The organism is Archangium sp. (genome assembly GCF_057119385.1).
Map to the genome: position 1 here is coordinate 96,863 of NZ_DBNGVP010000183.1, position 12,340 is coordinate 109,202.

Sequence of the window (12,340 nt, forward strand, 5' to 3'; positions counted from 1 at the left end):
GACACCCCTCTTCGGGTCTCACGCACTCTCGAGCCGCTCTTCTACTTCCTTACCTGCACCTCCACGTCCGTACCTACCGCGACACGCAGCTCGCGGAGCTCGTCGGACGTGGCGAACAGCAGCAGCTCCTTCAACTTCGCCTTCGGGGAGACCCGGAAGGCCGAACCCGTCTCCCCCATCACCATGCGCTTGACGGGCTCGCACTCGCCCGCCGCGAAGAGGCCGGCGCGCGCGGCCGTCAGCTCCGCGCCCTCGAGGTACTGGCGCACATCCGCCGGCGTGGCCGTGGGCAGGTAGACACGCGCCACCTTGGCCAGGGCCGCGCGGGCCGGCTCGCTGAAGGCCTTCTCCAGCACCCGGCGCTCGGCGTCCACCATCCGCGGGTCCACCGTGAAGCGCAGGTTGGGCACCACCAGGCTCAGCGCGGCCTGCACCACGGCCTCGAGCCGCTCCGGGACCAGCCGCTGGCTCATGGCCAGCTCCGGACGCACCAGGGCGAGCGTCCGCCCCAGCAGGTAGTACGCCTCGCGCTGCCCCTGCTCCGCGAAGAAGCGCCCACCCGCGCGCACGCAGGCCGGGTGCGTCTGCAGCACCTCCACGTTGACGAGCGGATCCGGCGCCGGCTCGTTGGAGCGCTTCGCCATGTTCTCGCGGCGGACCACCAGGTGCGGCGAGTACAGCTCCACCGCGTCCAGGCCGAACAGGCGCGCCACGTACCGGTAGTGCTGCACGTGGTACTCCTGCGCGCTCGCCAGGTCGATCCGGTGCTTCTTCGGGACGATCTGGTAGTTCTGGTGGGGCACCGCGTACAGGTGGCCCACCTGCACGAAGAGCAGCCCCATCAGCTCGGTGAGCGGACCCCGCGCCTTCGGGTGCAGCAGGTGCGTCAGCCACATCTGGTCGGACAGCGGCCGCTGGGCCGCCTCCTTGCGCTTCGCGTAGGGCCCGAGCTTGGTGAGGATCTCCTTCTCGTCATCCCCCGCCTCGCCGAGCAGCCCCGCCGCCGCCTGCGCGGCCATCCAGGCACCGTCGTAGTCCTTGCGCACCGCGGACAGGCGCACCAGCTGCGCGACGACCTTGCGCGGATCGTTCGTGTTGGGCAGGGCGCGGCGGAGCGCGGCGACGGCCTCGTCCTCCTTGCCCGGAGAGGCCGCGGCCAGCTCGGCGTAGACCTCCTGCACCTGCGCGTCGTCCGGCAGGCCCTTGGCGACGACGCCGTAGGCCGCCACCGCGCCCTCCTGGTTCCTCAGCACCTGGCGGTAGAGGTCACCCAGCGCCCGCCACAGCCCCATGCGCGCGCCGTGCGTATCGGGCGTCTTCGGCATGCGCCCGAGCATCTTCGCGTAGTTCTCCTCCAGGGCCTTCCACTTGCCCGCGCCGCCCAGCATCGCCTCGAGGGCGCTGAAGGCCTCGATGAAGCGGTGGTCCAGATCCAGCGCCGTGTTGAAGGCCACGGCCGCGCCGTCCACGTCGCGCAGCTCGTCCCGGCGCAGCTCGCCGAGCGCGAACCACACCCGCTTGGCCTTGTTGGGCTCGGCGGTGAGCGCGGGCAGCCGGAGCATCCGGTCCAGCATGTCCGCGGCCTTCTGGCCCTGGCGCGTCTCACGCAGCAGCACGTAGAGCGCGTCCAGCACCTCGAGCGACTCCGGCATGATCTTGAGCGCGCCGGTGTACGCGTCGATGGCCTGGTACGGATCCTTCAGCTTCTCGCGCGCGAGCTGGCCCAGCTCCAGGAGGACCCGGACCTTCGCCTCCCCTTCCAGCACCTGGGCGAGCTGCTGGCGGAGCTCGGCGGCCCGCTCCCAGCGGCCGCCCTGGTCCATCAGGGCCACCAGCGCACGCAGGGACGCCTCGTGGCTGGGGTCGACGGCCAGCGCCTTCTCGAAGTGGTTCTGCGCGCGATCCGCCTGGTTCAGCCTGGCGTGGATATCGCCGAGCTGCCAGTAGACCTCCACCACCTCCATGTCGGTGAGCTCTTCCCGGTGGTGGATGAGGATGGTCTGGAAGATGCGCAGCGCGTCGTCGTAGCGCTTCGCATGCTGCACGAGCATGTGGCCGTAGCCCTCGAGCACCGGCAGGTAGGTGGCGTCGAGGTCGTACGCCTTCTTGTACGAGGCGAGTGCCTTGTCGCGGTTGCCCAGCTTGTCCGCCACGTAGCCCAGCCGGTACAGCTGCCGGCACAGCTCCGCGGCGACCGCGGGGTCCTTCTCCGCGATGGCCTTCTCCGCCATCTTGCGCACGACGATGTCGAGCATGCGCTCGGCGGACACCCAGTCCTCACGGGCGCTGTAGACATCCACGAGGGGACGCGCCGCCTCCAGGCTGTCCGGGGCGTACTTGAGGGTCTCCTCGTAGTAGGCCGTGGCCGTCTCCGGATCGCCCTTCGTCTCGGCGTTGTAGCGCGCCACCTCGAGCAGCGAGCGCGCCTTGGCCTCCGCGTCCTCGGTCTGCTGCGCCTCCTGGAGCAGCGTCTGCTCGTAGCCGCCCCAGTCCTTCTCCTGCTCCTGGATGCCCTTGAGGGCGCGGATGCTGGGCAGGTGGCCCGGGTCGATGGAGAGTGCATTCTGATAGGCCGTCCGGGCGCTGCCCGTGTCCATCAGCATGTCCTCGTTCATCTTGCCCATGCGGTAGTACAGCTCCACCGCGTCGGGCGCGGCGCCCGCCAGCTGCGCCTCCTGCTGCAGCACCTCCAGGGCGTAGGGCCAGTTGCCGCTGCGCTCGTACAGCTTGCCGAGCGCGTGCAGCGCGGGCCGGCACCCGGGGTCCACCTCCAGCGCGTGGTGGTACGTGTTCACCGCCCGGTCCACCTGCTTGAGCTGCTGGTGGTAGACGTTGCCGATCTCCACGTACAGCTCGGCCTGCTCCTGCGTGGACGTGGCCAGCTGCAGCTGCCGCTCGTAGGCGACGACCAGATCCTCCCACCGCGCCTGCACGCGCCGCAGGCGGATGAGCGTCTTGATGGCCTGCAGGTTCTGCGGATCGATTGCCAGCACGCCCTCGATGAAGGCGTCCGCGTTGGCCGGGTTCTGGTACTTGTCCTCCCAGATGCTCGCGCAGCGGAACATCACCCGCACGCGCTCGCGGTAGTCGCTGACCACCTCGAGCATGCGCTCGTAGATGCCGAGCAGCTCCGCCGGCTGATCCAGCTTCGTGTACAGGCGCTCCATCGACTCCAGCGCCTGGAGGTTGTACGGCTCGAACTCGAGCGCCTGACGGAAGGCGGCCACCGCCGCCTCCTCGTCACCGATGTCGCGCTCGTAGACGTCCGCCACCTCGATCTGGATGCGGGCCCGCTCCTCCACGGTCGCCGCCAGGTCCCGCGCCCGGAGCAGCGTGGAGGCCACCTCCCGCCACGCCTTCTGGCGGCGGTACAGCTCGGTGAGCACGCCCAGCGTCTCGGCGTCCGGCTCCAGGTCCAGCGAGCGCAGCAACGCACTCGCGGCCTCGTCGGGCTCTCCCTGCTCCTCGAAGACGCGGGCGATCTCCCGGAGGATGCCCTTGCGCGCCTCGATGGAGCCGGCGGCCTCGAGCTTCTGCTCCAGCGCGACCACGTACTCGCGCTCACGGCCCCGCCGCTGGAACATCCCCGCGAGCCCATCGAGCGCCGTGGCGTTCGTCGGGTCGAACTCGAGGATCTTCCGCAGCGCCGCCTCGGCCGCCTGCGCATCGTTCAGCTTCAGGTCATGGACGCGCGACAGCGTGGCGTACATGCGCTCGGCCAGCGGGCCACGAGGCAGCGCATCCGCCACCTCCTCGTAGACGGCGGCGAGCTCCTCGTGCGAGCCCGTCTCGTCGGCGAGCCGCTCCACCTCCTCGCGCAGCGTGTCGTCCGACGCGTCGATCTGCAGCGCGCGGCAGAGCGCCAGGAAGGCCACGTCCTTCTGGCCGAGCCGCTGCTCCTGCACCCTCGCCAGCTCCTTGAGGGTGGCCAGCTTCTCCTCTTCGGTGACGAGGTGCGGCAGGTAGCGATCCACCACCTGCGCGTAGGCACGCCAGTCATTCAGCGTCCGGTACAGCTCGCACACGCGCGCGTACGCCGTGGGGTTGGCGGGGTCGAGCTCCAGCACCTTCTCCAGCGCGCCGCCGGCCAGCTCGGGCTTGTTGCCCGCGCCCGTCCACAGGTCCGCCACCGCGAACCACGCGGCCACCGCCTGCTCACGCTCCTCGGCCTGCTGGTGCACCTGCACCTTCAGCTCGAGTGCGCGCACCGCGTCGTTGTACGCACGCAGCGAGACGAAGAGCGCATGCACGCGCTCCAGGTCCGCCACCGCGTGAGGCTCCACTTCCAGCGCGCGGCGGGCCGCGTCCAGGGCCTCCTCGCGGCGGCCCATGCCCGAGAGCACCTCGGCCAGCCGCAGGCGCAGCGCCTTCACGCCCTCGGCCGACTCCTGCAGCGGAACGAGCCGCCGCAGGATGCCCACCAGCTCCTCCGCCTGCCCCGTCTCCTCGTACAGCTCGCGCAGCGTGTCCAGCACGCCCCGGTGCCGCGCGTCGCGGTCCAGTGCGGCCTTGAGGTAGCTCACCGCCGCCTCGGGCTGCTTCAACAGCCGGTACAGCACCCGGCCCAGCCGCTCGTTGAGCCGCACCACCTCGCGCGGATCCAACGTCTGCGACAGGCGGTCCGCCAGGAGCGTGCGCAGCTCCTCGTGCCGGCCGGACTTCTCGAGCAGGGCCTCCAGCGCGGTGAACGCCTGCTCGTTGCGGGGGTTCTTCGCCAGCAGCTCGCGGTACAGCTCGATGGAGCGGTCCAGGTCCTCCAGGCCCTCGGCGGACACCTGCGCCATGCGCGTGAGGACCCGCTCACGCTCCGGACCGGTGACGCGCTCGGACTGCAGCTCGAGGATGTTGTACAGCTTGTCGTGCGCGCCGGCCGAGTCGTAGATGGTCTCCAGCAGCCGCGCCGAGGCCAGGTGTCCCGGCTCCAGCGCCAGCACCTGCTCGAACGCGGAGGCCGCGCGATCCATGCCGTCCAGCTTCTCCTGGATCAGCTGGCCCAGGCGGAAGAGGAAGCCAACCTTGTCCGCCTTCTCCTCCGCGGACGAGGCCAGCGCCTCCAGCACGTTGGCCAGCTCCGGCCAGGCCTCCAGCGCCACGTACAGCCGATCCAGCGCGGCCAGCGCCTTCTGCTGGGCCGCCGGGTTCAGCGTGCGCGCACGCTCGTAGTAGACGACGGCGCGCTCGGGCTCCTGCAGGCGCGCCTCGAACAGGTGGCCCAGCTTGAGGCACATGTCCGAGGCGTCCTTCGCCTCGGCCACGCGCGGCAACGCTTCCTCGTAGGCCACCACCAGCTCGTCGTACGAGCCGGCCGCGTCCGTGGCGCTCTCCAGCCGGGTCCGCAGCTCGCCGTCGTTCGGGTCCTCCTTGAAGGCGCGGAAGAGCGCCAGGAAGGTGAGCTCCGGCTCGCCCTGGCTCTCACGCAGCGTGGCCAGCTCGCTCAACAGCGACTTGCGCTCGAACGCGTCCGGCGACACGCCCACCCGCGTCTCAATGACGGACGCGAGCCGCGCCACGTCCCCGCTCGCCCGGAAGGCGCGCAGCAACGTCTCCACCGCGAGCAGGTTCTGCGGCTCGCGGTTCACCAGCGCCTCCAGCCGCCCCACCGCTCCGGCATGGTTGGGCTGCAGCGAGAGCACCTCGCCGTAGAGCGCCAGCGCGCCCGCCTTGTCCAGCAGCTTCGTCTCGCGCAGCACCGCCAGGCGGAAGCGCAGCTCCAGCCCCTCCTCGGGCGTCACGAGCGCGATGCGGCGTGACAGCACGTCCGCCATCTCCGGCCAGCGCTCCAGCTTCTGGCACAGCGCGTCCATCCGCGTGAGCGCGGCGGCGTCGTCCTGCTTCACGTCCAGCAGGCGCCGCAGGGTGGCCAGTGCGCCCAGCCCGTCCTGTAGCTTCTCCTCCTGGAGCACGGCGATCTGCAACAGCACCGACGCCCGGCGGGCCGGCTCCTCGGCGCTCGCGAGCTGGCGGCGCAGCACCTCCAGCAGCTCCTGCGGCGTGCCCGTGTCGGCCACGAGCCGCGCCACGCTGTCGAGCGCGTCGGTGTCCGTGGGCCGCAGCGTCAGCACCTTGCGCCACGAGGCCAGCGCCTCGTCGTCCTCGCCCAGGCGCGCCTGCAGCCGGGCCAGCGCCCGGTACAGCTCGGCACGGGCCGCGTCACCCGCCCTCGGGGCGATCTCCGAGAGGACGGCCGCGAACTCCTCGGCCGCTCCCGCCTTGTCCACCAGCGAGAGGCACAGCTCCAGCGTGCGCGCATCGTCCGCCGCGTCCCGCAGCGCACGCGTGGCGGACAGGAAGGCCATCTCCGCGTTGTCCAGCGGGCCCGCGTACGTCTCCGCGATGCGGCGCAGCAGCGCCGCGCGCTCCTGGGGCACCGGCTCGGCGGAGACGCGCGACTCCAGCATCTGCACCTGCTTGAGGTGGTCGCCCACCGACGCGAACACCGGCTCCAGTGCCAGCGCCGCCTGGCCACGCAGCGGGCTCTCCGAGCGCGCCATCTCCTCCAACGCGCCCACCGCGCCCGGGTGTCCCTCGCGGCGGCGGAGCACGTCCTGGTACAGCTCCAGCGCCCCGCGCGGATCATCCAGGCGGCTGAACTTCAGGCGGCCCAGGCGCACGCGCAGCTCGCTGCCCTCTTCCTGGGCCTTGCGCGCGTCGGCGAGCTGGATCTCCCGCTCGATGTGCTGCGCCAGCTCCGGCCAGCGCTCCATCTGCGTCAGCACGCGGCCCAGCAGCTTGAGCGCGTTGGCGTCCTCGGGCCGGCGCTCGAGGATGTCCCGGTACGTCTGCGCCGCGAGCGCCTTGTCGGACAGCGTCTCCTCGGCGAGGTGCGCCAGCTCGAAGAGCAGGTTCACCTGCGCGGGCACGGACGGCTCGGCCCCCACCTGCCGGCGCATGGCCAGGGCCAGCTCGCGGTTGGCACCGGTGCGACGGTGCACGCGGGCGATGGACTCCAGCACCTGCTTGTTCTGCGGGTCGCGCCGGCTGACCTCCTCCAGCGCGCGCACCGCCAGGTCGTAACGCTTCAGGCGGCCATCGTAGATGCCCGCGAGCCGCCGCCACAGGTCGCCCGCCAGGGGCTCGGTGGCCCCGCGCTCGAGCTGATCCTCGTACGCCGCCGCGACCTCCTCGAAGGAGCCGGAGTCGGCCGCGAGCCGCTCCAGGTCATCGCGCACGCCGTCCCCCTGCGGGGCCTCGTTGAAGGCGCGCAGGCGCGCGGCGAAGGCGAGCGACGTCTGGCCCAGCGCCTCGCGCAGGGTGGCGATCTCCTGGATGCGCTCCAGCTTCCGCGCGGGCGACGTGACGGGCAGGAGGGTCTCCAACACCTCCACCAGCTTCCGGGTGTCGTTGAGCCCGCGGTAGACGGGCTCCAACAGCCGCGCCGCCTCCACGCGCTGCGCATCGACCTGGAGCATGCGCTCCAGACCCGCGACGGACTGCGGATCTCCCGGGGTCAGCGCCAGCAGATCGCGGTACGCGGTCAGCGCCTCGGCGTGGTTGCCCTCCTTCTCCAGCAACTGCGCCCGGCGCAGGATGAAGCCCCGGCGGGACTCGGCGTCCGTGGCCATCTCGGCGAGCAGATCCAACACGTCCGCCTGCTCCGCGAACCGCCGCGTCTTGGCGAACAGCTTGTCCAGGGCGAGCAACCCATCGGCCGCCCTGCGGATGGCCAGCGCCGAGCGCCACGCCTCGATGGCCTTGGCGTCATCACCCGCGGCCGCGTAGGCCTCGCCGGACTTCACCAGCAGGGCGCGCCGGGCCTCGGGGTCCGTCACCAGCGCCGACTGGGCGGCGTAGACCTCGGAGAGGCTCTTGGCGTTCTGCCCCCGCTCGTACAGACGCGACAGGGCCTCGAGCGCCTGCCGATCCTGCGGCGCGTCCTGGAGGATCTTCTTCCAGACGCTGGCGGCCTCCTCCGTCTGGCCGAGTTGCTCGCGCAGCTCCGCGGACCGGCGCAGCAGGCCGAGTGCCGAGGGATCCCCCGTGGGGAGGTCCAGACCGGCCTCTTCGTACAGCTCGGCGAGCATCTCGAAGGAGCCCGTCTCGCGCGCGAGCCGCTCCAGCTCCGGCCGCTGGCCCTCGCGATCCACGCCCTGGGAGAAGGCCTTCACCGCCGCCATGAAGGCGAGCGACGGCTGCTGCATGTCCTGCTCGTAGATGCGGCGGATGTCCGCGGCGAGCTGCACCTTCTCCGCGCTGAGGGCGGAGGCCATGCGCGCCTCGCGCAGGGCCACGCGGCGCTGGTGATCGCCCAGCCGCGCGAGCACCGGGTCCAACACCTCCAGCGCCCCCGCGCTCATCGGCACGGCGGCCTTCACCCACTCCTCGAGCGCCGCGCGGGCACCCGGGTGGCCCGGGTCCTCGGAGAGGATGCCCTGGTAGAGCTGGAGCGCGCCGTTGGGGTCATCCAGCCGGGTGCGCTTCAGCTCGGCGAGGCGGAAGGAGACCTCGCGGCCCTGGGGGCTCTGTCCCTCCTGCGTCTTGCGCAGGCCGAGCGCCCACGCCAGATCCTTCTCATGGCCTGGCTCCGCGTAGAGCCGGTCCAGGGCGACGGCGGCCTCGCGCTGGAGCGGATCCCGCTCGGCGATGGCGCGCCACGCGGCGGCGGCGCTCTCCTTGTCGCTCAGCTTCGACTCGTGCAGCAGGGCGGCCTCGCGCAGGTACGCGAGCTGCTCGGCCACCTCGGGCGCGGCGGCGGCGAGCTTCTCCAGCACCTCGGCGAGCGCGGCCCACTCCTCACCCGCGCGGTGCAGGCGCTGCAGCGAGCGCAGGCAGTCGAGGTTGCCCGGCTCCAGCGCCAGCAGCGCACGGAGCGACTTCAGCGCGGCGTCACGGTCGTCGAGCTTCTTCTCCTGGACCTCGGCCAGCTCGCGCAGCAGCCCCGCCCGGGCGGGACCGACGCTCCCCTCCTCCGTCAGCTCGATGATGATTTCCGCGTAGGCGTCCAGCGAGTCCGCGTCCTCGGCGGCCTGACGAGCGGCGGCGCGCAGCGGCATGTCCCCCGGCGCCAGGCGCAGGGCCCGGGCGAGCGAGGCGAAGGCCAGCTCCGGCTGGCGCAGCTGCGTCAGGTGCACCTGCGCGGCCTGACGGAGCACCAGCACGCGCGAGGCGTCATCGCGCGCCACCTCGGCGAGCACGTCCAGCGCGGCCACCAGCTTGCGGTGGTCCTTGGTGGCCTCGTAGGCGGGAATGAGGGCGCGCGCGGCCTCCTCGCGGGCGTTGCCGGAGCCGAGCATTCCCTCGAGCGCGGCACGGGCGTCCACGTCGGAGGGACGCTGGCGGAGGATGTCCGCGAAGCTGCGCACCACGTCGGTGCGGTCGCCCGACGAGTCCTGCAGCACCTGCGAGCGCTTGAGCGTCAGGCGCGCCACACGGTCCAGGTCACCCGCGTCCTCCGCGAGCGCGATCTGCCGCGCGAGCACCTCGCCCAGCTCCCGGTTGCGGCCGGCCTTCTCGTACAGCTCGGCCAGACGCGGCAGGTGACGCACCTCGTCCGCACCGGAGTGGATGGCGGCCTGGAGGGCCTCGGCGGCCTGGAGCGGCCGGCCCAGCCCGGCGTTGAGCTCCACGAGCTGCATCTGCAGCTCCACCTTCTCCGCCTTCGTGGCCGTGGAGATCCGCTTGCGCAGCAGGGCATCCGCGTCCGCCGCGCGCCCCGCCTTGCCGTACAGGTTGATCAACCGGCCGAGCACCTCGGGCGACTCGGGCTGCCGCTGCAGCGCCGTCTCCAGCGAGCCGATGGCCTCCGGGAGCGCCCCGGACTGCTCGGCCAGCGTCGCCGCCTCGGACAGCAGCTGCACCGTGAGCGCGGGCGCCTCCGCCTCGGTGGCCAGCGCCCTCAGCACGCGCACCAGCTCGGCGTGGGAGGACAGGTCATGCGCCAGACGCGCCGCCTCGGCGCGGTTCACCTCGTCCGCGGGCGCCTCGCGCAGGGCCTTCACGCGCAGGTCGAAGGCCGCCCGGCCATCGACCAGCTGCTTCTCCTGGATGGTGGCGATCTGCCCGGACAGCCGCTGCCGCAGCGCCACGTCCTTCGTGGCCTCGAGCTGCTGCAGCATCGCGGACACCTGGCGCTGGTGGTCGCCCGTGCGGCCGTAATGGCCCGCCAGCGCCTCGGAGATCTCCGCCGTGCGTACGCCGGCCGCCGAGAGCCGCTCGAGCCCGCCCAGCACCACGCCCGTGGCCACGTTCTCCGCGAGCAGCTGGAGGAAGATGCCCACCGCGTCCTGCGGCCGGTTCAGGCGCTCGGCGTACAGCCGGGCCTGGCGCGCCGCCCAGTCGCTGCGCTCCACCTGCGTCTCGGCCAGCTTCGCCAGCTTGCCGGCCAGCGCCGCGGCCTCCTCGAACTTCGACAGCGCCACGCACACCGCCTGCAGGCGCCGCACGGGGCCCGGATCGTCCGGAGAGAGCTTCACCAGCTCGCGCACCATCGGCTCCAGCTCGACCGGGGCCACACCGGTGGCCTCGCGCCGGGAGATCTCCGCCTCCAGGCGCGCCTTCGGGTCATCCGCGAGCGCGGCGGCGGCCCGGAGCGACTTCACCGCTTCCTGCGCGGCGCTGTCACCCGGCGCACGCGCGAGCACCTCCCGCCAGGCCGCCTCGGCGCCCGCGGGATCCGCCAGCGTGCCCTGCAGCAGCTGCGCGAGGTGCCGCCAGAGCACGAGGGCCGACTCGGGAGGCGCGACCACGGCCGCCCGGCGCAGCGCCACCGCCAGGGCGGGCTCCGCGTGGGCCTTGCCCGCGTGCTCCATCACGGAGTCCAGCAACATGGGACGGCCGGGCTCCAGCGCCAGGGCCCGGGCGAGCACCTCGAAGGCACCGCGCGCGTTGTCCGCCTCCTCGTAGAGGAGCGCGAGTCCCTCGCAGAAGGCCACGCGCTCGGCGCGCGGGCGCGGGGCGAGCAGCGCCAGGTCCAGCAGCGGCTCCATCGCCTCGAAGTTCTCGTCCTCCGCCAGCAGGCGGGCCAGCTGGAAGGCCGCGAGCGCGTTGGCCGGATCCAGCTTGAGCGCGGCCTCGAGGTGCGCGCGCGCCGCGTCCCCGTTCTTCTGGTGCAGGCAGAGGTCCGCCAGCCGCAGCCGCAGGGCCACCTGCGTCACGCGCTCCTTCACCGTGCCGAGGTAGCGCTCCAGCATGGCGAGGGCCTCCGCCGCGCGGCCCTGCTCCAGCAGCAGCTCGGCACCGAGGCTCGCCACGTCCGCGCGCGCCGGATCCACGCTGGTGGCCTTCTCGAAGGCGGCGAGCGCACCGGCCGCGTCGTTGAGCCGGGTGAGGCGCAGCGTGCCCAGCCGCAGCCACAGGTCCACCTGGGCGTTGCGCTCGCGCGCCTCGCCCGCCATCGCCTCGAACCAGCTCTGCGCTGGCCCGAAGTCACCGTTGCGCTCGGCCACGCGCTCGATGAGGTTGAGGGCCTCGGGCATGCCGGGCCACAGCAGGAAGCAGCGATCCAGCGCCTCCTTCACCTTGTCCGTGGCGGCCGGCTCGTACCAGGCGTGCAGCTTGGCCACCAGCAGGGACAGCCGCGCCGCGCTCTTGCGGTCGCGCTCCTCCAGGGACATGCCGCGCAGCATGCGCGCGCGCTCGCGCCACGCCTGCTCGAAGCGCTGCAGCGTCTGCGTGGCCTTCTCCGCCCGGGCGTTCTGCGGCTCCAGCTCCCGCACGACGGCCAGCGCCTGCTGGGCGAGCACGTGCTCGGTGGGATCCTCCACCAGCCGCTCGGCGAAGGCGGCGTACTCCTCCACCATGCCCTCGCCACCCAGCGCGGCCCGCTCCCGCTCCAGCGACTCGAAGACGGGCTGGAAGCGCTCCTCGGACATCAGGAGCTGACGGGCACGCTTGAAGGTGGCGCGCTCCGGCTTCGCGCGCGCCGCCCGCTGCAGGCACAGCACCGCGCGATCCCTCCGGAACAGCTTCTGCTCGTGGAGGTTGGCCGCCTTCATGAACAGGGACGCGGCCTCGTCGCCCTGGCTCAGGCCACCGAGCCGCTCCAGCACGTCCACGAGCCCGGCCATGTCCTGGCGCGCCTCGTAGACGATCTTCAGCCCGCGCAGCACGGGCCGCGGATCCTCGGCGATCAGCAGCGCGCGCCGCAGCAGCTCCTCGGAACGGCCGGGGTTGCGCAGCCGCTCGTAGGCAAGCTGTCCCGCGCGCACGAGCACCCGAACCGCTTCCGCGTTCGGCGTCTCACGCGCGCGTCCCTCGTAGAGACGGATGAGGTCCTCGACGCGGCCAGCCTTCTCGAGTGAAGCCTCGACCTCGGCGAAAGGCCGGTCGGAAGCGACACGCTCAGCGGGTCGACGGAGGTTCGACTGATCCATGAAGGGCGGGCCTCGCGAAAGAAAGGGGCGGG

Annotated in this window: 1 protein-coding gene; it reads right to left on the bottom strand. The window is 72.5% G+C overall.

Annotation, left to right across the window (positions count from 1 at the left end):
- Positions 1 to 41 precede the first annotated feature (41 nt).
- Positions 42 to 12,308, bottom strand: a complete 12,267-nt coding sequence (locus tag AC16DP_RS43010) for a tetratricopeptide repeat protein (protein ID WP_329730402.1) — start codon at positions 12,306 to 12,308, stop codon at positions 42 to 44.
- Between the last annotated feature and the right edge of the window lie 32 nt (positions 12,309 to 12,340).